This is a genomic window from Streptomyces sp. NPDC001970 (assembly GCF_053594115.1).
Window position 1 is genome coordinate 155,283 of the sequence record NZ_JBSFDW010000002.1, and the last position, 21,918, is coordinate 177,200.

At 73.4% G+C, this 21,918-nt stretch carries 15 protein-coding genes and 3 pseudogenes; 5 read left to right on the forward strand and 13 right to left on the reverse strand.

Annotated features, from left to right (window positions below):
• Positions 1 to 121: 121 nt before the first annotated feature.
• Positions 122 to 1,432 (reverse strand): streptophobe family protein, encoded by a 1,311-nt coding sequence (locus ACWCP0_RS03235; protein WP_451077138.1) that lies wholly within the window; start codon positions 1,430 to 1,432, stop codon positions 122 to 124.
• A gap of 148 nt (positions 1,433 to 1,580) precedes the next feature.
• Between ACWCP0_RS03235 and ACWCP0_RS03240 the strand changes: the two genes are divergently transcribed.
• Both ACWCP0_RS03240 and ACWCP0_RS03245 read left to right on the forward strand, forming a co-directional pair.
• Complete coding sequence (locus ACWCP0_RS03240; RefSeq protein WP_451077139.1) at positions 1,581 to 3,128, forward strand: DUF6777 domain-containing protein; 1,548 nt, start codon at positions 1,581 to 1,583, stop codon at positions 3,126 to 3,128.
• Positions 3,129 to 3,194: 66 nt separating this feature from the next.
• Complete coding sequence (locus ACWCP0_RS03245; RefSeq protein WP_451077140.1) at positions 3,195 to 5,321, forward strand: SpoIIE family protein phosphatase; 2,127 nt, start codon at positions 3,195 to 3,197, stop codon at positions 5,319 to 5,321.
• 218 nt (positions 5,322 to 5,539) lie between these two features.
• On the opposite strand, the gene ACWCP0_RS03250 is transcribed toward ACWCP0_RS03245, so the two are convergent.
• From ACWCP0_RS03250 to ACWCP0_RS03270, 5 genes are all read right to left on the reverse strand, one after another.
• Entirely contained in the window at positions 5,540 to 6,004 is a 465-nt protein-coding gene (locus tag ACWCP0_RS03250) for a hypothetical protein (RefSeq protein WP_451077141.1), read from the reverse strand.
• A gap of 13 nt (positions 6,005 to 6,017) precedes the next feature.
• Positions 6,018 to 7,676, reverse strand: coding sequence for a SpoIIE family protein phosphatase (locus ACWCP0_RS03255; RefSeq protein WP_451077142.1), 1,659 nt, complete (start codon positions 7,674 to 7,676; stop codon positions 6,018 to 6,020).
• A 199-nt stretch (positions 7,677 to 7,875) separates the two neighbouring features.
• On the reverse strand, positions 7,876 to 9,024 hold the full coding sequence (locus ACWCP0_RS03260; RefSeq protein ID WP_451077143.1) for a PP2C family protein-serine/threonine phosphatase: 1,149 nt from the start codon (positions 9,022 to 9,024) through the stop codon (positions 7,876 to 7,878).
• A gap of 22 nt (positions 9,025 to 9,046) precedes the next feature.
• Positions 9,047 to 11,194: an FUSC family protein gene (locus ACWCP0_RS03265; protein ID WP_451077144.1), complete on the reverse strand. Its 2,148-nt coding sequence runs from the start codon at positions 11,192 to 11,194 to the stop codon at positions 9,047 to 9,049.
• Positions 11,191 to 11,658 (reverse strand): MFS transporter, encoded by a 468-nt coding sequence (locus ACWCP0_RS03270; RefSeq protein ID WP_451077145.1) that lies wholly within the window; start codon positions 11,656 to 11,658, stop codon positions 11,191 to 11,193. Before ACWCP0_RS03270 ends, ACWCP0_RS03265 begins: the two co-directional genes overlap by 4 nt.
• A 148-nt stretch (positions 11,659 to 11,806) precedes the next feature.
• Here ACWCP0_RS03270 and ACWCP0_RS03275 point away from each other — a divergent pair, with 148 nt between their 5' ends.
• Positions 11,807 to 12,721, forward strand: coding sequence for a DMT family transporter (locus ACWCP0_RS03275; protein WP_451077146.1), 915 nt, complete (start codon positions 11,807 to 11,809; stop codon positions 12,719 to 12,721).
• On the opposite strand, the pseudogene ACWCP0_RS03280 reads toward ACWCP0_RS03275, so the two are convergent.
• Both ACWCP0_RS03280 and ACWCP0_RS03285 read right to left on the reverse strand, forming a co-directional pair.
• A pseudogene (locus ACWCP0_RS03280) lies at positions 12,648 to 12,878 on the reverse strand (TetR/AcrR family transcriptional regulator); the annotation flags it as partial. The gene ACWCP0_RS03275 and the pseudogene ACWCP0_RS03280 sit on opposite strands and share 74 nt — an antisense overlap.
• Positions 12,879 to 12,990: 112 nt before the next feature.
• The gene (locus ACWCP0_RS03285; protein WP_451077147.1) at positions 12,991 to 13,446 is read right to left on the reverse strand and encodes a VOC family protein; all 456 of its coding nucleotides are present in this window, start codon (positions 13,444 to 13,446) and stop codon (positions 12,991 to 12,993) included.
• A 121-nt stretch (positions 13,447 to 13,567) separates the two neighbouring features.
• Between ACWCP0_RS03285 and ACWCP0_RS03290 the strand changes: the two genes are divergently transcribed.
• Positions 13,568 to 14,053: an SPW repeat protein gene (locus tag ACWCP0_RS03290; protein ID WP_451077148.1), complete on the forward strand. Its 486-nt coding sequence runs from the start codon at positions 13,568 to 13,570 to the stop codon at positions 14,051 to 14,053.
• Between the two features lie 119 nt (positions 14,054 to 14,172).
• Here the strand turns inward: ACWCP0_RS03290 and ACWCP0_RS03295 are convergent, their stop codons facing one another.
• Entirely contained in the window at positions 14,173 to 16,263 is a 2,091-nt protein-coding gene (locus ACWCP0_RS03295; RefSeq protein WP_451077149.1) for a SpoIIE family protein phosphatase, read from the reverse strand.
• A gap of 352 nt (positions 16,264 to 16,615) precedes the next feature.
• On the opposite strand from ACWCP0_RS03295, the gene ACWCP0_RS03300 reads away from it, so the two are divergent.
• On the forward strand, positions 16,616 to 17,539 hold the full coding sequence (locus ACWCP0_RS03300) for a MurR/RpiR family transcriptional regulator (protein ID WP_451077150.1): 924 nt from the start codon (positions 16,616 to 16,618) through the stop codon (positions 17,537 to 17,539).
• 236 nt (positions 17,540 to 17,775) lie between these two features.
• Here ACWCP0_RS03300 and ACWCP0_RS03305 read toward each other — a convergent pair whose 3' ends face one another.
• From ACWCP0_RS03305 to ACWCP0_RS03320, 4 genes and pseudogenes are all read right to left on the reverse strand, one after another.
• Positions 17,776 to 20,226 (reverse strand): SpoIIE family protein phosphatase, encoded by a 2,451-nt coding sequence (locus ACWCP0_RS03305; protein WP_451077151.1) that lies wholly within the window; start codon positions 20,224 to 20,226, stop codon positions 17,776 to 17,778.
• A 317-nt stretch (positions 20,227 to 20,543) separates the two neighbouring features.
• Positions 20,544 to 20,764: pseudogene (locus ACWCP0_RS03310) on the reverse strand (Hsp20/alpha crystallin family protein); the annotation flags it as partial.
• Between the two features lie 219 nt (positions 20,765 to 20,983).
• Positions 20,984 to 21,304: an endo-1,4-beta-xylanase gene (locus ACWCP0_RS03315; RefSeq protein WP_451077152.1), complete on the reverse strand. Its 321-nt coding sequence runs from the start codon at positions 21,302 to 21,304 to the stop codon at positions 20,984 to 20,986.
• 136 nt (positions 21,305 to 21,440) lie between these two features.
• Positions 21,441 to 21,878, reverse strand: a pseudogene (locus ACWCP0_RS03320) (glycosyl hydrolase 115 family protein); the annotation flags it as partial.
• Positions 21,879 to 21,918 lie beyond the last annotated feature (40 nt).

A 21,918-nucleotide genomic window follows, 5' to 3' on the forward strand; every position in this document is an offset into this window, starting at 1 on the left:
GGGTTCGCGTGTCCGTCCCCCATTGCAGGACGGGCTCGGGTTGGCCACCGGTACCGGACGCGTGGGCCCGCGCGTCCGTCTTCAAGGGCCAATCGGGCTTCGACGGGGAGGCGCCTCGTGCCTACGGGCGGTCCGGTGGGGCCGGGACCTTGCCGCGGCGGCGGACCGGGGCGGCGAGGAGCGAGCCGAGCAGGCCGGCGACCAGGCCCCAGGCCAGCCCGATACCGACCGCCCCCCAGAGCCGCGGATCCAGCGCGACCTCCCCGCCGAGACCCTCGACCTCGCCGATGCCGATCAGCGACAGCCCGTACCGTGCGGTGACCCGGACGAGGAGGCAGACGACCAGCGTGGTGAGAGCCAGCGCGATGCCCATGTGCAGGGCGTGCTCCCAGGGCCGCATCCGGGCCGGGGACCGCACGGCCATCAGGAAGGCCGCACCGAGCACCAGCACCACCGCTGCCACCAGCAGCCACCATGCACGGCCGTCGCGCTCGGAGAGCGTGGCGAGGTTGAGCGTCCCGCCCTCCGGCGTACGCAGCACCTCGTCCAGCACCTGCGGCATCGGCAACCCGAACGGCCCCTGCACCTTGCCGTCCCACGACGCGCCGAGGCCCAGCGTGAGCGCGAGCCACATCAGGTTCGGCAGTCCGAGCAGGATCACCGCGAAGGTTCGGGCGGCGTGCCCCTGTGTCGCGGCGACGACCAGACCGATGCACAGGCCGAGAACGGCGTACGCGAGCAGCAGCGCCACCATCGCGAACGCCGCCGGGCGCACCGACTCCTGGAAACGCACCAGCCGGGTGGGCAGCGGCGCCCGACGCGACACCAGGAGCGCCACCGCGATCACACCGATCAGCCACAGCAGGCCGTACAGGATCGTGAGCCCCACGTCCGCCGCGAAGCCGACCTGCGGCCTGGCGTCGAGGAGGTCGCCGATGTCACCGATCAGCGAGTCCTCGCCGAGCGAGATCTGGAAGCTCTGCCGCGCGAACGCGGCCAGGCCCGCGAGCGCCGCCAGCCACAGCAACGCCAGCCGGGCGAAGCGGCCCAGCAGCTCGCCGGTCCCCGCGACGGCACGGTGCCGCAGCGGACGCAGGAACAGCTCGGCGGTCACCAGCGCGCCGGCGAGGCCGACGGACAGGGGCACGACGGTCAGCTCCGCCTGCGACTCGGCGATGACCCCCGCGTCGCCGGACAGCCCGACGGAGCCACCCGCCGCCATGACGACGACGGCGGCGACGACGCGCGGGAACGCGCTCTCGGGGAGATCGGTGCCGCCCGCCGCCCACAGCCCGAGGGCCGCCACGACGATCATGGTGACCAGACCCGCGACAACCGCCACCAGCGCGTCGGCCCAGTCGCGGACGGCGCGCGCGGCGCCGCTCCGGGCGGTGGATCCCCGCCGGTTCACGCTGCCGCGGTGCTCGCTCACGCTGTCACCGTAAGCAGGGCCGACGGGCCTGCGCGCGCCCGGCGGGTCCGACCGCGTCGGCTTGCGGGCCGTACGGAGCAGGGGCACACAATTGGGGCAAGGGGAACAGGAGTGAGGAAGCGAGCTCCGCTGCCTGGAAGAAGCGCCCGTGAGCGACCAGCCGCCGTCAGGCCGACCGACAGGACCTCCTTCGGGCCCGCTGTCAGGCCCGGAGCCGGCGCCACCTTCCTCACCGCCCGGACCGCCCAGCGGGCCGACCAGCGGTGGCGGCGGACCGTCTCGCGGAGGCGCGGGCGGCGCGGGAGGTCCCGGCGGCCCCGGCGGCCCCGGTGGAGCGGGAGGGACAGGGGAGCAGGGAGGCGATGGCGGACCCGGCGGCCCCGGCGGCGGTGCGGGGGGCCGCGGCGAGCCGTGGTACCGGTCCTTCCCCAAGATCGCCGCTGTCACGGCCCTCGTCGTCGCGGCGGTCGTCATCTCCGTCGTCCTCACCCGCCCCGGAGGCGGCCCCGCCGGCGCTCGTGACGAGCTCGTCCTCCAGGCCGCGGACGCCACCGGCCGCGACCCCTTCACCGAGTCCACGGCCGGTGGCACCGCCGAGGAACCGCCCGCCGCCGTCCCCACCACGGCGCCCCCCACGTCGCAGACCGAGGGCAACGTGCGGGACGTGGACGGCGCGACACCCGGTCTGTACGGCGGCACGCGCAACGCCGCCAGCTGCGACATCGAGAAGCAGATCGGGTTCCTCACCGCCGATCCGGCGAAGAACCGTGCCTTTGCCGGGGTCCTGCGCATCGAGCCGTCCGCCGTCCCGGCCCATCTGCGTTCCCTGACGGCTGTGCAACTGCGCGTGGACACATGGGTCACCAACCACGGCTACAAGGACGGTGCCGCGACCGGCTACCAGGCTGTGCTGCAGGCCGGCACGGCCGTGCTCGTCGACGGCCGCGGAGTGCCGCAGGTGCGCTGCGCCTGCGGCAATCCGCTGACACCACCCGACGTGTCCCGGAGCACGTTCAAGCGGACCGGTGACAGCTGGGAGGGATTCGAGCAGTCCAACGTCGTGATCGTCCGGCCCGCGCCCCAGGTCGTCGCCGACTTCGTCGTGTACGACCCCAGGGAGAACACCTACTTCTCCCGCGGCCGCGGCGACACGGGCGGCCACGACAAGCCCGTACCGCCACCCGATCATCCCCTGACACCGACCCATGTCCCGACCCCGCCGGGGAACGCCCGCCCCGACAACTCCAAGGACGAGGACTCGCCGAAGACCGGGAGCTGTCCTCCGGGCGAGGGCGACGCCGGCTGCCCGCCCACGCCGCCGTCGTCCAGGAGCGAGGGCCCGAAGAACCCGTCGCCCAAGGACCCGTCGGCGAAGAGCGAGGCCCCGAAGAGCAAGGCTCCGGAAAGCAAGCCCCCGAAGAACGAGCCTCCGAAGAGCGAGGCCCCGGAGAGCAAGCCCCCGAAGACCCCGCCGGCGGAGCCCCGGACCGACGAGACGGCCCCGAACGAGCCTCCCCCGGCAGAGCCCCCGCCCGACCTTCCGATTCCGCCCATCCCGGGCCGGACCGCGTCGAAGGAGCAACCGCCGCCGCAGTCGCTCGCCCCCGAGTCCCGGCGCGCGCCCGTGCACCCGCAGACGTGGTCGGCGCATCGGTTGTCGTCTGCCTCCGGTGCGCTGTCGGGACCGAACCCCTGACGCCGGAGTCCCCTGGTGTCGTCGTGGAGCCGTATGCACCCAAGGGCGGGAGGAGGTGAGCGCGACATGACCGACAGGCCCCCGTTCGCATCCGCACCCCGGCCATTTCCCGGGGGTGAGGGCCGCCGGCCCGTGCTTTCGCTCGCCCTGGCCGGGATGATGGACGAGGTCGACGCCCACTCCGGTGCCGTCTATCTCATGGCCCCCGACGGCAAGGCGCTGGAGATGGCCGTGATGGCCGGGCTCCCGCGGGCGTTCGCCGCGCCCTGGGAGCGCGTCGGCGTCGCCGCCCCGATCCCCGTCGCCGACGCGGTGCGCGAACGGCGGCTCGTCTGGGTGGGTGGCGAGCAGGAGATGGCCGCCCGCTATCCGCGGATCGCGGTGGTGCTGCCCTATCCGTTCGCGCTCGCCGCCCTGCCCGTCGCCACCGCCGACAGCGTGTACGGGGCCGTGTTCGTGACCTGGCCCGGCTCCCATCCGCCGGAACTCTCCGAGCACGAACGCGAATACCTCACCGCGGCCTGCGGGCGGCTCGCGTCCCACCTGGAACAGGCCGTCGAACAGGGCCGGCCCGTCCGCGCCGAGCCCGATCTGCTCGGCGACTCCACCCTGACCGGCGCGTCGAGCGCGTCCGACGCGGTGCAGATGGTGAACCGTGTGCCCGAGGGGCTCTGCTCGCTCGACCTGAACGGCCGGATCACCTTCGTGAACTCCGCCGCGGCCGCACTCGTGGGTCTCGACCGTCACGGGATGGTCGGCCGGCCGCTGTGGACCGTGCTGCCCTGGCTGCACGATCCCGTCTACGAGGACCGCTATCGTGCCGCCCTGATCAGTCAGCAACCCACCACGTTCGTGGCGCTGCGCCCACCGCGCGACTGGCTCTCCTTCCAACTGCTGCCGAGCACCAGCGGTGTCACCGTGCGCATCGATCCGGCCCGTACGAGGCGCCGCGCCGAGCAGGAGGCCCGCGAGGCCGCGCCCGAGCGGCTCATCGTCATCTCCCACGTCCTGAGCCTGGCCGCCGGACTGACCGAGGCCGTCGGCGTCGAGGACGTGATCGAGCTGGTCGAGGACGAGTTCATGCCCGCCGTCGGCTGCCAGGCGCTGGTGATGCTCGGATCGGAGTCCGGCCGGCTGAACGTGCTCGGGCACCGGGGCTACGCCGATCCGCACATCGTCGAGCGGTTCCACGGAATGCCTCTGACCGCGCAGACACCGGGCGTGCGGGCGCTGGTCACCGGTGTGCCGTCGTTCTTCGAGTCCCGCCAGGAGCTCGAACAGGTCTATCCCGTCCGCCACGCCACCCCCGACGGCATGGCCGCCTGGGCCTATCTGCCGCTCATCGCCTCCGGCCGCCCGGTGGGCACCTGCGTCCTCGGCTACGCGGAGCAGCACCGCTTCTCGCCGGACGACCGCTCGATGCTCACCAGCCTCGGCAGTCTCATCGCCCAGGCCCTGGAGCGGGCACGGCTCTACGACGCCAAGCACCGACTGGCCCATGGGCTGCAGGCCGCCCTGCTGCCGCACTCCCTGCCGCAGCTGCCGGGCCTGGAGCGCGCGGCCCGTTATCTGCCCGCCACCCGGGGCATGGACATCGGCGGCGACTTCTACGACCTGATGGCCGGCGACGGTGTCGCGGCGGGTGCCGTCATCGGTGACGTACAGGGCCACAACGTGACCGCTGCCGGGCTGATGGGGCAGGTCCGCACGGCGGTCCGCGCGTTCACAGCGGTCGGACAGTCCCCCGGCGAGGTCATGACCGGCACCAACCAGCTGCTGTTCGACCTCGACGCCGAGCTCTTCGTCAGCTGTGTGTACGTCCAGCTCGACCTGATGGGCCACCGGGCCCTGGTCGCGCGCGCCGGGCACCCGCACCCGCTGCTCCGCGAGCCCGACGGCTCCGTCCACGTGCTCGACATCCTGGGCGGGCCTCTCCTCGGCGTCGACCCGACGTCCCGGTACCCCACCGCGCCGGTGTCCCTGCTGCCCGGATCCGTGCTCGCCCTCTACACCGACGGACTCGTCGAGGCGCCCGGGACCGACCTGGACGAGGCCCTGGCCGACCTCGGCGCGCACCTCGCGGCGATCGGCGACCGTCCGCTCGAGGAGGTCGCCGACAGTCTCGTCCGGCACACCCATCAGGCCCATGAACGAGCCGACGACGTGGCGCTGTTGCTGCTGCGGCCCCACTGATCCGGGCCTGCCGTCGGGGCCGGCGTTGTCGCACCGCGAGGGTGGGAGCCCGTCAGGGGCCGAGGAAGGAGTGGAAGACCCCCTGCGGGTCGTACTGCGCTCGCACGGTCTGCAGCCGTTGCCAGTCGTCGGCGTGAACGAGCGCTCGGCGCGGGCGGGGTGGGCGGTGAGGTCGGTCTCGGCGATGCAGTGCCCCGTCCCGAGCGGCTCCACGGAGCTCATCGCCTCGCACAGCCATCGCATGTCGAGGCCGTCCGCCGCAGGGTCGTCCCAGAAGGCGGATCACCCCGGTTCCGGACGACCACCTCGCCGACCCCTGGGTGCAGCACATCTGGACCTACGAGCCGCCGCGCATCCCGCCGGGCAGTCAGGTCCTCCAGCAGGTGCTGGCTCAGGTCGCCGAGGCGCGCCGGACCGGCGTAGCTGTCGCCGAGCACCGAGAAGGCCATGTCGCGCAGCAGCTCCTCGTTGTGCGACGCGGGAGCAAAGGGCGCCAGGACGAGGGACTTGTCGGAGGGGGCGTTCTCGACGGCCCCGCCGAGACCGGAAAGCCGTGCGGCGAAGTCCGTGTCCGACCACTGGGTGTCGGCCGCGTAGCGGTGCCGGCCGGGCCGGAGGGCGGCGGAGGTCCGGCTTCTTGCCGGATCCCGTCCATGCCGGATCCCGTGCCTGTTTCCGTCCACGCCACGGCCGGCCCTAATGCAGAGGGCGCTCCAGCAAGGGCTGTTCCTCGGCCTTGGTGCGCCGGCGGATGCGCGCCGCGAGCAGGGCCACATCGTCCTCCGCCTTGTCCGCGCCCAGTTCCCTGACCACCGCGTCCACCAGCTCATCCACCGGTGTGGCGCACGGCAGCCGGACGCGGGTCAGCCGCGCCAGCGACTCGTCGATGTCCTCGTCGCGCCGCTCGACCAGTCCGTCCGTGAACAGCAGCAGCGTGTCGTCCGGGGTGAGTTGACGGGTGACGAGTTCGTACCCGCCGACGCCCGTGCCCAGCGGAGGTCCCGCGGGTACGTCGATCAGCTCGGCGGTCCCGCCCTGGGTGAACACGACGGGCGGCAGATGTCCGGCACTGGAGAACGACGCGAGCATCCTGGCCGGGTCCACGCGCGCCAGCAGACACGTCGCGGGCCGGGCGCTGGTGTCGGCGATGGCGATGTCGAGCTGCCGCAGCACCCGGTGCGGCGGGAGATCGGCGGCGGCGACGTCGCGCAGCATCGCGCGGTAGGTGTTCATCTCGACGGCAGCCTCGACGCCGTGGCCCATCACGTCGCCCATGACGAGAAGCGTCCGCCCGTAGTGGAGGCGTACCGTCTCGAACCAGTCCCCGCCCACCAGATTGCTCGTGCCGACCGGCAGATAGCGGGTGGCGAACTGCAGATTGGGGTGCGGCTTGCCGGGCTCCATCAGCAGGGCGCGCTGGAGCTCGACCGCGGTCCGCTGCTCCGCGGCGAACTGACGGGCGTGTGCGATGCCGATGGCGGCCCGGCGTGCGGCGTGCAGGGCGATGAGGATGTCGTTCCTGCCGAACGCCGAGCGTGTACGGGCCAGTCGGACCACCCCCACGGCCTCGCAGCCGGCTTCCGAGATCGGCACGGCGAGCACCGCGGCGCGGGCCCCCACGCTGTGTTCGGTGGCCGGCATGCCGGAGGCGACGGCCTTCGCGGCCGCCGACTGCGCGGGGTGGCCACCGCCACTGTCCTGCTCCGCGTCGTCCAGGAGCGCCCCGGCGCCCGCCGTGGCGGCGCGGACCATCCTGGCCGGACCGGGGTCCGTCACCAGCGAGCCCTTCGGCGGCGGAGCGGGGAGTACGTCGACGGCCGCCGCGTCCGCGATCCAGGAACTCAGGAAGTCCGCCAGCTCCCGGCAGGTGGCGCCCTCGTCGAGGGAGGACCCGATCCGCTCGACGGCATCGTCGGCGGCGGCGATGCGGGCCCGGGCCAGCTCCAGCTCTTCGTACAGTTCGGGGGCGGGGGTCTCTACCACGATGCACAGGACGCCGGTCACCGTCCCCCGGTTCTCCAGCCGGACGCAGGCCGTGTGGCAGCTGCTTCGGGGGCCCGAGACCCGGGCCCGGGGGATCCCGTCGTCGAGCACCCCGGCCAGCAGGTCGGCCGGGCCGAGGTACTGCTCCGCGGACACGCCGGGGGACCGGCCCGCGACCTGCTCCGACGGCTCCCCGGCCATCCGGCAGTAGGCGGGGTTGGCGAAGAGGTAGCGGAGATCCGTCCCGAGAACGGCGATGCCGGCCGTGGCGTCCCGCAGAACCTCCTCCAGCGCCCAGGGAGCGGCGCCGTCGGCTTCGGACGTGCGGCGCCCGCCACGGGCCTGGAACCAGTCCGGAGGCTCGGTTGCCACACGATCACCTCCTCCCCTCACGGGGCGGTGACCCCAGCTTGCTGCACAGCCTCACTGCTCGCATCACCTGAGGGAAACGCACTCCTCCGTGGTGCCGGGGCGTACCCCGGCAGGGTATCCGTGAAGCCCTTGCGACCCGCGATGCGCGCACGTCAGGGGTGAGAGGACGGGCCACCGCGGGCGCACCGCACGGCGCCGGTCACGACGGCCGGACGGCAGCTCGGTGACCAGGGTGGGCCGGCGTCAGCGCGAGCACGGCCTGGTCGTCGTCGTCGTTGTCCACCGCATCCGCCGTCCAGCGCTTCGTGTCCGACCGCAGGAACGCCACGATCGCCTCCGGGTCCGGCGACCGCGCACCGCCGAAGCGTTCCGCGAGCCGCTCCACGACCGGGTAGAAGGCGCCGGCCGCGTCGCGGGCCTCGCTCACGCCGTCCGTGTGGACGACCAGCACCTCGCCCGGACCGAGCGGGTGCACCGTGGTCTCCGCGGACCCGGGGGACAGCCCGCCGAGCCCCAGCGGGAGGCCCGGCGCGGTGGCCAGACGCCGCGTGCCCCGCGGGCCGACCACGACCGGGGCCGGGTGGCCGCGGTCCACGACCCGGACCTCGCCGCCCGAGGCCGGGAACTCCAGCACCAGCGCGGTCACGAACAGCTCGGGGTCGCCGTTCTCCCCCCACGGGCTGTTGCGGGCGATGCTGAGCTCCAGGCGCTCGGCGAGACTGCTGAGGCTCGGCCATTCGTGGGCGGACACCCGGAAACTGCCGAGGACGGCGGCGACCGTCTGGACCGCGTCCATGCCCTTGCCGCGTACGTCACCGATGATCACCCGCACCCCGAAGGGGGTCGTGCACACGTCGTACAGATCCCCGCCGACGAGCGTGCCTCCCTCACCGGCCGAGTAGAACCCGGCGGCCCGCAGGGGACCGAGGCTGCGCGGCACCGGGCGCAGCAGGGTCCTCTGCATCGCCTCGGCCACCGAGTTCGCGCGGATCAGATGCTGCGTCGTGCGCTCGCGCTGCCGGGCGAGGGCCATGCTCGCCGTCCCGATGACCAGTGTGGAGACGTACAGGGCCACATGGTGCTGCTCGGCGAAGTGACCGGGGCGGAAGGACGCCATCAGCATCTGCAGCCCCAGGCAGCCGGCGGTCGCCAGCGCCGTGCCCCGTGGCCCGCGTGTGGCGGCGGTGAGCGGAGGTACGCCGATGAGCAGGAAACTCACGGGCTCCCGCCCGCGGACGGCGAGCTCCCCGACCACATCGAGCAGCACTGCGAGGAACGGCAGCCACCAGACCCATCCCCGGCGCAGGGACAAGGACCCCCGGTCCCGGGGAGGACTCCCGTCAGGCATGAGGCCAGGCATAAGGCGCACCCTAGGAGCCGGGGCCGCCGCGGACGATCACGGCGTGCGCCGTGTCGTGGACCGAGTCCTCGATCCGGGCGAGCTGGGCGGAAAGACTGCGCAGCCACATCTCGAGGTCGATCAGCACCGGCAGCGGCGGGGCGTCCGCCCGTACCGCCCGCGGCGGATCGGGTGCCCGTGGGCTCGGTGCGTCCTCGGTGACGAGCACGGCGATCCGCTCGGTGGTAGCGGCCAGGCGGTCGGCCGTCGTACGGGCCCAGTCGGCGGCGTCCCGCGGGACCGTGACCACGGGCGGAGCGAAGCAGGGAAGCCAGTGGGTGCCGAGGAGAACCTGGTTCGCGGCGATGAGCACGGCATGCCAGTCCGCGAGGGCGGCGGCCCGGTCGCGGCCCGGTTCGCTCCGGTACTGGTCGTACGCGGTCTCCGCGAGCCGCAGGCGGTGCAGGGTGGGCCACGTGGACGGCGGCGGGGGCCTGGTGCCCGACGCGTCGCCCAGCAGCACACCGACCGTCCCCGTGATCAGCGGGCCGCAGGAGCGGAGCAGGGCGGCCATGGTTCTGCGCACCTCGCGCCGGGCGCCGGCGGGCCACGCGAGCAGCGCGCACAGCAGCCCGGTCACGCTGCCCGCCAACACGTCGACGAGGCGTGCCTCGGCCAGGTGCCAGGACGCGGGGGCGATCTGGGCGAACGCGGACGCCACGACGAGCGTGAACAGTGCCTGGGCCCACGCGATCCCGAGCAGCGGCCCGAGCGTGAACGCGAGGAGCATCCCGGGCGCGAGGATGGCGGCGTACGCCTCGGTGTTCGGCCCGAGCCCCAGGATCAGCGAGCCTGCCGCCACCGCGCCGACGAGATTCCCGGCCACCGCCTTGCGCACGGCCGCCCAGGTGGCCCCGACGGTGGTCCGGCCCAGGGTCAGGACGGCGAGCAGCACCCAGAACCCGTGCGTCAGATCGAGCGACCCCGCCACCAGCCGGGCGGCGCCGAGCCCGAGCGCGATCCGGACGGCGTTCTGGAACTGCACCGAGCGCAGGGTCATGTTCCCGAGGAGCCGCGCCTTCCACAGTCTCGCGGTGCTCGCGTCGGCGTACCAGAAGAGTTCCCGCGGCCTGATCGGTGCCGTCCGCCGCCCCTCCGTGCCGACCAGTACCGCGGTCTCCAGGATCCGCACCGACTCCGCCATGGCCAGCACCGAGGCCTGGTGTCGCAGTACGGGCACCGCGGGCACGGTGTCGGCCGGGCCCGTGGCCTGCCGGACGCGCAGTTCCTGGAAGTCCCGTATGGCGTCCTCGAGCGTCCCGGGCGCCGGGGGCGGCCTGCCGGCGCGCAGGGCGCCCGCGATGCCGGTGCACAGGGCCGCGATCCGGCGCAGGAGCGACTCGGAAGCGGCGTCCACGCCGCCCCGGCCCCCGCCGCCGGACGCGACGGTGCCGTCGGACGAGAGCGCGTCGGCGAAGTGCGCCAGCTGGTCGAGGAGCCGGCGGGCCGCGCTGCCCGCCTGGAACATGGCCCGGTCCGTGCGCCAGGGGCCGGCGGGCCGTTCGGCGGGGGGCAGCTGCGAGAGGCGCAGGAGGCTGCCGGATTCACGGAGGCCGGCGGGGGACGCGGCGCAAGGATCCGCCGCCGCGGCGGCCGCGGTGTCGACCGCGTCCGCCAGCAGGCCCCGGTAGGACGCGGTCGCCGGGGTGGGCAGGAGGAAGAGCTCGCACGCGACCAGGAGCAGGACCCCCGCGGTGAGGCCGGCCAGGCGAAGGCCCAGGGTTTCGGGGGCGTACGGCGGGAAGCACGCCAGGATGTAGAAGAGCTGCAGCCCGGGTGCCACCCCGGCCGGGCGGGGGCCCGCGACCGCCGCGAAGGCGAGGAGGAAGCCGACGACGAGCATCCCGAGCACCGCGGCCCAGGTCCGTACCGCCAGGGCCGTTCCCAGCGTCACCAGCGCCAGGGCGATCGGCAGCGCCTTCAGCATCACGACGGCCCGCTGCCGGCCCGACCCGGGGACCGACGACAGCGCGCCGAGGGCGACGGGGGCGAACAGCGCGTACAGCGCCATGACGGGCTGGTCGAACCCGTACAGGAAGGAGTAGAAGCCGGCGCTCGCCGCGACGGCCACGCGGACCGCCCGGTGCAGGATCGCCGTACGCTCCGGCCCGCCGGTCACTGCCGGTCCTCGCCGGTCCGTCGGTCACCACTGCCGGCGTCGGCGGCTCTGTCCCCGCTCGGCACGGGCAGGGGTGCGGCGCGCAGGGACAGCGGCGGGACCTTCCCGGGGGCGAGCGCGCACCCCACGGAACCGGCGGCGGACAGCGTGATCCCGGTGAGCAGGGTGCCCCGGCGCCCGAAGACGTCACCCAGCCGGCCGCCCACGATGAAGGAGCAGCCGATGGCGAGCAGGTACGCCGAGAGCGTCCACTGGACGGCCGGGGCCGTGACACCGAACTCGTGCGAGATACCGGGGATGGCCAGGTTCGGGGCGAAGAAGTCGAGCTGGATGCAGAACAGCGCGACCGTGACCGCGATGAAGGCCCCAGTCCGCGCGGCCGCTGACGACTCTGCGCGCATGAGCACGTTCCTCTCGGCCGACGCCGTGCCGACGTCGTCCGACGTCGTGAGTGGGTCGGGCATGCGGCTCGTGGCATGCGACCTGGACCCATTGTCGGACGGCGCCGTGTGCACCGCAGCCCGGCCGGTTCGGTCGCGGGGGACGGCGGGCCGGGGCCACCATGGCAGGAGTACGGGACAGACGACGCGGGTGGAAGCGGGAGGTCGCACGGTGTTCACCTTCCTCCCGGTCCTTTTCGCCCTCGCCTCGGCGCTCAGCAACGCCTTCGCCACCGTGCTGCAGCGCCGGGAGGCCCTCAAGGTGCCCAGCGCGGCCGGCTTGCGCCCGGGGCTGATGGTCGATCTGCTGCGGCGTCCTCTCTGGCTGGCCGGCATCGCCGCCGTGATCGCCGCGGGCGTGTGCCAGGCCCTGGCCCTGAACAACGGGCCGATAGCGGTCGTTCAGCCGCTCTTCGTCCTGGAACTGCCGCTCGCGCTGATCGTCGCGTCGCTGCTCATGCGCCGTCGGCTGCCCCGTTCCGGCTGGCTGGCCGTGACCTGTGTGGTGGTGGGCCTCGGCGTCGCCCTCGCCGCCCTGGCCCCCGCGGGCAATCGCACGGATGTGCCGATGCATCGCTGGCTGCCCGCCCTCGTCGGCTGCGCCACAGCGATCGTGGTCCTCTCCGCCGTGGCGCTGAGGCGCCCCGAGGGGCGGGCCCGGGCGGCCTTCCTGGGCGCTGCCACCGCCATCAGCTACGCACTGACCGCGGCGCTCATGAAGTCGGCGACCCACACCCTGGACGACCAGGGAGTCGCGGCCTTCTTCACCACCTGGCAGACCTACGCCTTCGCCGTGAGCGGCGGGACCGCGCTCTTCCTCCTGGAGAACGCGCTGCAAGGGGGACCGCTCGTCGCCTCGCAGCCCGCACTGACCCTCGGCGACGCGACGGTGAGTCTCGCGCTCGGCATCCTGCTGTACGAGGAGCATGTGCGCTCCGGCTGGTGGCTGCTGCCGCAGCTGCTCGGCTTCGCGTTGATCGCCCTCGGCGTGGTCGCCCTGGCCCGTGTTCCGTTCACCCGGTCGCTCGTGGCCGCCGACGGGGCGTCCGGCCCGTCACCTCCTCCAGCCGGGCAGCCGCTGCCGTGAGCAGCATGTCGAGCGCTCTCGGGTAGGCGCTGAGGTTCATGTCCGCCACCAGATGCCGTGCCGTGGCGGAGACATGGGGGTGGGTCTCGGCGGGCAGCCTGGCGTACGTCGACCGCCAGGCCGTCTCGTCCGCCGCCCGCGCTGCCGCGGGCAGCGCCCGAGGCCATCGCGGAGACCGGGGGTCGCGCTGACGTACGTCGGTGGGGAGCGGGTCCACGCCGCCCCCGGCGCCTGACGCACGCGATGGCGCACGGTGGTCCGGGAGCGCGTCATACGACGCAGAACTCGTTGCCCTCGGGGTCCTGGAGCACCACCGCGTAGTACTCCATGCCCGGCTCGTCCATGACGCGGAGCACGGTGGCGCCGGCCTTCACCAGCCGCTCCACCGTGCTCGTGACCCGCTGCGTGCGGACCGCGACCGGCACGCCCCGGCCACCGCCCACCTTCAGGTCCAGATGCACCCGGTTCTTGACCGTCTTCGGCTCCGGCACCCGCTGGAACCACACGCGTGGTCCCCGCCCGTCCGGATCGACGATCGACTCCGGCGCGTCGCCTGCGCCGTCGGTCAGCTCGTCCTCCGGCACCCCCATGTCCGCCCAGTAGTCCCGCCAGGTGGCATGCCCGCCGGGCGGCGGCTCGGGCACATAGCCGAGCGCCTCGCACCAGAAGGCGACGAGCCTTCGCGGGTCGGCGCAGTCGATGGTCAGCTGCAGTGTCGTCTCCATGCCGGGAGCTTCCCAGACCGGTCCGACAGCGTCGTGGAAGCCCGTTGACCGGAACGGTACAAAAAGCGTTTCATTTCAGATGAAAGGGTCAATTCAGGCTCCCGAGGGAGGACGGCCCGCAATGACCACGCACCCGAGCATCGAGCAGCATCCCGACCTGGCCGAGATGCGCGCCCGCTTCGAGCGGGCGACCACCACGCCCCGCGCCCAGGCGATAGAAACTCTGGCCCTGCTCACGGGCCTCTACCTGGCGGCCTCGCCGTGGATCGCCGGGTTCAACGGCCTCACCACACTGGCCGTCAGCAACCTGATCACCGGCGTCGCCTATGCCGTGTGCATGGGCGGGTTCGGCTCGGCATACGAGCGGACCCACGCCATGGCCTGGTCGGCCATCGTCATCGGAGCATGGACGATCATCGCTCCGTGGCTGGTCGCCGGCGACGTCGCCACGACGCGCAGCATCGTGAGCAACGTCATCGTCGGCGTCGTGGCCCTGTGCCTCGGCCTGGCCATGGCCGCCGTGACCGGCGGCAGCCAGGGCGGTGGCCGCCCTCTCTCGGCGGCGCCCCGACGCGGCGGCCGCTCGAACATCGACCCGCTGCAGTAGCGCTCACCGCTTCGCGGAGGGTCCCGCTCCACGGAAGGGCCCCGGCCCCGGCCCCGGCCAGGGCCGGGGCCCTTCCCGGCGCGCCGGGCGGCCGACCGAGCCGGCCGCGGTGAGCGTCGTCAGTCGCGCCGGTCGTGTACGCCGGCGATCAGCAGCGCCACATCGTCCTGGCCCATCCCGCTGCGCAGGGCCTCGAGCAGCCGGTCGCACGTCTCCTCCAGCCCCGGACGCGGCGCGTCGAGCAGCCCGAGCAGCACGTCGAGGCGCACGTCGATGTCCTGGTCGCGGGTCTCGACGAGGCCGTCGGTGTAGAGCACGAGCCGGTCGCCCGGGTCGAGGCCGACGGTGACGGCGCGGAACGGGACGCCGCCGACGCCGAGCGGGACGCCGGTGGGCAGTTCGAGCAGGCGCGGGCGGTGTCCCGGTCGTACGAGCACCGGCGGCAGATGACCGGCGGTGGCGATGGTGCACTGGGCCTGATGGGGGTCGTAGAGGGCGTAGAGGCACGTGGCGATGTACGACTCGAGGCCGATGGTGATCGCGTCGAGGTGGTGCAGCACCTGCGCCGGGTCGAGGTCGAGCACGGACAGCGTCCGCGTCGCGGTGCGCAGCTGGCCCATGGCGGTGGCCGCGTTGATGCCGCTGCCCATGACGTCGCCCACCACGAGGGCGGTCCGGTCCCCGCTGAGCGGCAGGATGTCGTACCAGTCGCCGCCGACCTCTCCGGCGGTACCGGCCGGCTGGTAGCGCAACGCGACGTCCAGGCCCACCGCAGGGGGCGGCTGCTGGGGCAGCAGACTGCGCTGCAGCGTGAGCGCGGTGTTGCGCTGCTGCTCGTACCAGCGGGCGTTGTCGATGCACACCGCTGCCCGGGCGGCCAGCTCCAACGCCAGGATGACGTCGTCGGAGTCGAAGGGCAGCGGATTCCTGAACCGTTTGAGATCGAGCGCGCCGAGCACCTCACCCCGCGCGATCAGCGGTACGGCGAGATACGAGTGGACGCCCGCCTCGGCGAGCAGGACGGCGGAATCGGCGTCGCGGGCGATGCTCGGCAGGTCCGCCTCGCCCACGCGGGGCACCACGACCGGCTTGCCCGTCTGCACGCACTTGGTGACCAGACGGTCCGAGTCGTAGCGGGCGAGTTCGCCGGTCGGGTCGGCCGCCCGGACCGCGGGGGTGGGGGCCGCCGCGGCGACGGCGAGGGCGCGCAGGACGGCGGTGCCGCCCACCGGGATCTCTTCGCGACGGCCCTGGACGGCGGAGTCCAGGACGTCCACGGCGGCGATGTCGGCGAGCTCGGGCACGGCGACCGCGGCGAGCTCCCGCGCGGTCTCGCGCAGGTCCAGGGTGGTGCCGATGCGCACCGACGCATCCGCGACGAGGGCGAGCCGGTGCCTCGCCCGCTCCGCCTCCATGGCCGCCTGGTGCCGGTCCGTGACGTCGACGACCGATGCGGCGACGCCCAGGATCCGCCCGCTGGGGTCCTCCAGCCGGAACAGGGACACCGACCAGGCCCGCTCGGTGTCCGGGTCGGCCGGGGTCCGGCCCAGGACCTGGCGGTCCAGCAGCGGTTTCCCGCTCTCCAGGACCGTGAGCATCGCGGCCTCGCTGGTCCCGTCGTGCCGGAACGGCAGCGTTTCGCCCGCCCGCCTGCCGATCTGCTGCGCGGCGGGGATGCCGTTGAGCCGTTCCAGTGCCGGGTTGACCGCCACGTAGCGCAGGTCGGAGTCCAGGACGGCGAGCCCGATGGGGGACTGGTCCACCAGGCGTACGGACAGCGCCAGGTCCCGTTCCACGCGGCGCAGCGTGGCCTGCTCGGCGGCCAGGCCGAGCGCGTAGTAGCTGCCGTGCACGTCCTGCAGCCGCATGTTGCGCATCTCGAGCAGCCGGATGCCGCCGTCCTTGTGCCGGACGGGGAAGACCCCGGCCCAGCTCTCGCCGCTGCCCATGACCTGCGCGAAGAGGCCGAGCACGAGCTCGATGTGCTCGTCGGCGACCAGCAGCCGGGCCGCGTACTGGCCCAGTGCCTCCTCCGCGGTGTAGCCGAGCAGCTCCTCGGCCGCGGGGCTCCAGAGGGAGATCCTGCCCGACTCGTCGAGCACTATCGCCGCCATCTGCAGGACGTCCAGCAGTCCGCCCGGCGGGGCAGGCCCGAACTCCACCTGTCCGGTCGCGGCCGGGCCGGCGGAGAACGCGTCCGTGCCACCCATTCCTAGCCGCTCCTCCCGACGCCGTCACGGCGTATTTGTGCGGACCTGCCCACCCCACCGGATCCGCGCGCGTTCCATACTCCCTCCGCGACCATGGACGCGCACCCCCCGCGTGCGGCTTCGTCCCCGGAGTGTGACCCGGCGTCCACCCGGCGACGGCGCCACGGCTGCGCTTCCGGGCCCGCGCTGCGGGGCGGGTGAAGCCGGCGGGCACCGCCCGGCCAGGTGACCGCCGCCCGGAACGAGGCGCCGGAGGGCGGGGAGGGCGGGACGGACGACGGACCGAGGGACCGGTCTCGGCGGTGCGGGTCGCGCTATGTTGAGCACGAGCGGGACAAGAAGGAGGCACACGGTGCCATCAGGGCAGCAGGCGCGCGCGCAGGCGTCTGCGATCACGCCGGGACGGCAGTCACCGGACACCGAACCGTCCCCCGCGGACAAGGTCCGCGCTCTGTTCGGCGGTCATCGTCTCTCTCCCGGCCAACGGCGCATCGCGCAGTACATCACCGACCACCTCACCGAGGCCGCGTTCCTGTCGATCACCGACCTCGCGGAGCGGGTGGGCGTCAGCCAGCCTTCGGTGACGCGCTTCGCGTCGTCGCTGGGCTTCAGCGGTTACCCGGCGCTCAGGGAGGCCCTCCAGCCCATCGCCCTCAGCGCGCTCGCCGGTTCTCCGGACACGGGGGACGAGCGCCGCCGCAACGAGCTCCAGGCCGCCGTCGACGCCGAGATCGGCAACCTGGAGAGTCTGCGCCGCGTCTTCGCCGACACCGACCAGGTGCTCGCGCTCGGCCGCGAGCTGGCCCGGTCGGTCCCCCTGACGATCCTGGGGCTGCGGATCTCCGCGTCGCTGGCGGAGTACTTCGCGTACGCGGCCCGGCGTATCCACCCGGACGTACGCCTGGTCTCCCGCGGCGGCAGCGTGGCCTACGACGCGCTCCTGCAGTCCCGGGAGGCGGGCGGGAGCTGGGTGCTGGCCTTCGCGATGCCGCGGCACGCCAAGGAGACGCTCGCGGCGGTGCGCTCCGCGCGCAGCACCGGGCTGCGTGTCGCCCTGATCACCGACCTGACGCTCGGCCCGCTCGTGGACGAGGCCGACGTGACGCTCAATGCCGGCACCGGATCACGTCTCGTCTTCGACTCCTACGCGGCGCCCGGAGTCCTCTCCGCGGCGATCCTTCAGGCCATGGCCGACGCCGACCCGGAGCGCACGCAGATCCGGCTGGAGAAGTACGAACAGGCCGCGGAGCAGCACGACTTCTTCATCGAGTACTGACGGCGTGCCTGCGCCGGGCCCGGGTCTTTCAGGCCAACTTCCGGAATGAAATTTTTCATACTCTTGCTTACTTGGCGGTATATATATTTACTGCACCTGGCACTGCGGACGACACTCCTCCTCGTCGGCCCCACGGTGTTCCTGTTCGGACACTTCGCTCCCCTCGGAGTGCCCGTTCCCCGGTGGCCCCGGTCAACCCCTGGGCCGGGGCCGCCGGCAAACCACGTCACGCGCGATCAGGCGAGTTTCAGCTCCGTCCAGATCGTCTTGCCCCGCTGCGTGTAGCGCGTTCCCCAGCGCTCGGCGCACTGCGCCACGAGGAACAGCCCGCGGCCGCCCTCGTCGCTCGTGCGCGCATGCCGCAGCCGTGGCGCCGTGCTGCTGCCGTCGGAGACCTCGCACGTCAGGACGCGGTCCCGGATCAGTCGTAGCCGGATGGGGGACTTCGCGTGCCGTACGGCGTTGGTGACCAGCTCGCTCGCGATGAGCTCGGTGGCGAACGCCTCCTCCTCCAGGGCCCACGACATGAGCTGGCGGGTGACGAGCGAACGGGCGGTGGAGACGATCGCCGGGTCCGTCGGCAGGTCCCACGACACGACCCGGCCCGAGCCGAGGGCGTGCGTCCGTGCGACGAGCACGGCGGCGTCCTCGCTGGGCCGTGCCGGGACCAGCGCCTCGGTGAGCATGCGGGCGGCGTCCCGCACGGAGCCGCGCGACCGGGCGAGCAGGCCGGCGAGCCGGGACTCCTCCCCTTCGCCGGGGTGCGCCTGGAGGAACCCGCTGGTGTACAGGGCGAGCAAGGAACCCTCGGGCAGCGTCACCTCGGTCTTCTCGAACGGCGGGCCCGGGAGGCCGAGAGGGGCGGCGGCCGGGACGCCGAGGATCTTCGCCGTCCCGTCCGGGAAGGCGACAGCGGGGCCGGGATGGCCCGCGCCGGCCATGGAGCAGAGCTGGGAGACGGGGTCGTAGACCAGATAGAGGCAGGTGCACCCGGCGTCGTCGCTCACGGGGCGTGGCCCCGGGCCGTCGTCGGGCCGGGGTTCGCCGGCCGCGCCCTGTGAGTCGTCCCTGCCGAGGCGGCGTACCAGGTCGTCCAGGCGGGCGAGCTCCTCGTCGGGCTCCAGGTCCAGGTCCGAGAGCGTGTGCACGGCCGCCCGCAGCCGTCCCACGGCGGCGGCGGACCCCACGCCGCGCCCGGGCACGGTGCCGGCCACCAGGGCGACCCGGGCTCCCGACAGCGGTACGACGTCGACCCAGCCGCCCCCGGTACCGGCGTGGATGTACTCGTGGGCAACCTCCACCCCGTTGCTCTGGGGCAACTCCCCCGGAAGCAGGCTGCGCTGCAGGGACACGAGGGAGTTGTGCTCGCGGAGGTAGCGGCGGGCGTTGTCCAGGCACTGGGCCGTGCGATGGCTCAGGTCGGTGGCCAGGGTGAGGTCGTCCTGCTGGAAGGGACCCTGTTCCCCCCAGCGGTAGAAGGTGGCGATGCCCAGGGCGCGGTCCTGGGCGACCAGCGGCACGAACATGAGCGAGTGCACCTTCTCGTCCAGCATCCGCCGGCCGCGGACGGGATCGTGGAGCACCCAGTCGCTGTCCGCGTGCACCGGGCTGACCAGGCGCGGCCGAAGATCGGAGAGGGCCCGGGCGGACGGGGCGACGAGGGGGAACGTGCTCTCCTCGCCGACCGCGTAGGCGCCGGCCGGTACGCCGTGCCGGCGGGACCGCGAAGCCGCACGGCGCAGCACCGCGTCGGGCCGCACGGGGCCGGGGACGATGTCCTCGCCCGCGAGCACCGGTTCGAGGACCTCGACCGCGATGCTGTCGGCCAGTCGTGGCACCGCCACTTCGGCCAACTCCTGCGCCGTCCGCATCACATCGAGGGTGGATCCGATCCGGGCACCGCCCTCGGCCAGCACTGCCAGCCGCTGCCGCGCGAGGTAGCGGTCGGTGACGTCGACGGCGGCGTCGGCCACGCCGAGTACACGGCCGTCGTGGTCCTCGAGGCGGAACGCGGAGACCGAGTGGACGTGCTCGCGACCCGGGTCACCCGGGGGCCTGCCGTGCTTCTCGAATCCGATCACCGGTACACCGGACTCCAGCACCTGTGCCAGCACGCGTTCCGCCAACTCCGCGCTGAAGTCGGGCCACACCTCGGTCAGCCGCTTCCCGATCCCCTCCGACTCCGGTGTGCCCTGCATGCCCTCCGCCGCGGCGTTGTACCGCAGCAGACGCAACTGCTCGTCGAAGACGAAGAGCCCCACCGGCGACTGGGTGAACAGCGACTCCAGCAGCGCCCGGTCCCAGTCCCGCTCCCGCATCCCCGCCGGCTCCGGCGTCGCCGCCGGGGCGAGCATCACCACCCAGCGGGTCCCGACCTCGCGCCCAGCACCGGCGGATTCCTCGGTACGGACGGTCAGCCGCAGGGGCACCAGCCCGCCGTCGCGATGCCGCACGAGGACCGCGCCGCTCTCACCGCCCCCCGGCTCCCGGGCCGGCTCCTCGGCCTCGGCCAGCAGGTCGGCCGCCGGGCGCCCCAGCACCTGGTCGGCGGCGTACCCGAGCAACTGCTGGGCAGCCGAGCTCCAACCGGTCACGACACCCCGCGCGTCGACCACGACACGAGCCCAGCCGGGCCTCGCGAACCCGTCGCGCTCGCTCGTCCCCTGCCCGACGTCCGGTGCTCCCATGGCCACCCAGCCTCGCCCTGCGTCGACGTCTTCCCTGCTCCCCAGTCTCCTCTACGGCAACCCGGTGACAACTCGGCGCCCGGACGTCGGATGTGGTCCTGTCGTCGACGCGATCCAGGTGTTTCGCCCCCTGCGGTCTCATGCCCCCGTACGCCTGGCAGGGCGTACGGGGGCACATGAGACCGCAGGGGGCGGGGCCGGCCCCGAGGCGGGGGCCGGGACGATCCCGGAAAGCGGGAAAGGGGGCCCGCCCCGCCGCCCGCGCCTCGGACGAGCGCGGACTCGCGCTCGCAGGCGCCGGAGCCGCCGGCCCACGGGGCGGCGGCGGGGGCCGGTGAGCGCCGCTCGGTGCGGATGCCGAGGACGTTCCGCCGACATCGAGGTCGATCGTCTCGGGGTGGACACCGCGAAGGTCGAAGTGGACCACGAAGTCCTCACCCGTGCGGTACGCGTCCATCGGCATCGCCGCGGGCCGGGCGGCGGTCCCGAACAGCTGACGGGTGAGACGGCCGATCTCGCGGAGGGGGCCGGTGCGCATGAGCGTCACGGGTCATTTCTTCCGTGCGGGTCCGTTCTGCGATGCCCTGACGCACATCTATGCGACGCATGAGAGGAAACTTGACAACCCTCGACTCAATATTGGAGAAGCCCAAGGTCGGACGGGCTGCAAGGGTCGGATCGGCCGCACCCGCCGCCGACCGAGGGCACGGCCGACCGTGCCGCACCCGCCGCCGGAGGCAGCAGCGGACCGGCGGGATCAGCGCCCCGCGGCCAGTTCGTCGCGGACCGCCACATAGGCGGGTTCGGCCGCGAAGTCCTCGTCGAGGAGGTTGGCCGCGCCCTGGCCCTGGAACCGGCCAGGCACCCACGCGTACGCGTCGGTGAAGCCCCGGACCGTGAGGGAGGTGCAGCGTCGGACGTTCAGACACGCGTCGAGCAGCCGGCGGTCCCGGGCGGATTCCGGCAGGCGGCGGCCGATGCGCCCGGCGCGTGCGGCCGGCTGCTGCCACTGCTCGGTGACGCGCTCCAGCTCGCGGTGGTGGTCGAGCGAGAACGGTGTCGCCTTGTCGTCGTACACGATCGCGGAGGAGTCGGTCGCCGGGTCCTTCGCCGGGTCCAGGGTGATGCACCGGTTGAGGAGCTCGGGCTTGCGCAGCGACTGCAGCCCGGTAGTCGGCGAGGACGGAGGCGATCGCGGCCGCCTGCGCCTCGCCGAAGTTCTGGGCCGCGTAACGGCGTTCCCACGCGGGGATGTCCTCCAGCCCCAGCGGGCCGGGTTCCAGGCGTAGTCGAGGAAGAGGCACTTCGTCGCCCTTGAGGTCGCCGACGTTGGTCATCCACAGCGTGCGGTTGCCGTACGCCGCGGCCTGCCGCAGCTGGTCCCACAGGTTCGGCAGCGACGTCGTGTCCACCCACTTGTGGTTGCGGCCGACGCCGACGTGGTCGAAGTGGTGATGGAGGCCGTAGCCGCCGGAGCGGGCCGGCTCGGCGGGGTCGGGATGCTTGCGGATGTTGCCCCAGTTGTCGTCGCACAGGACGACGGTGACGTCCTCGGGGGCGCGCAGACCGCGGGCCCAGTAGCGCTGGACCTCCTTGTAGAGCGTCCAGACGTGCGGCACCCCGGCCGCAATGGAGTGGTGCGATCGAAACACTTTCGAACCGATGGGCGGGGCACGCGAGTTGGCCGAACCG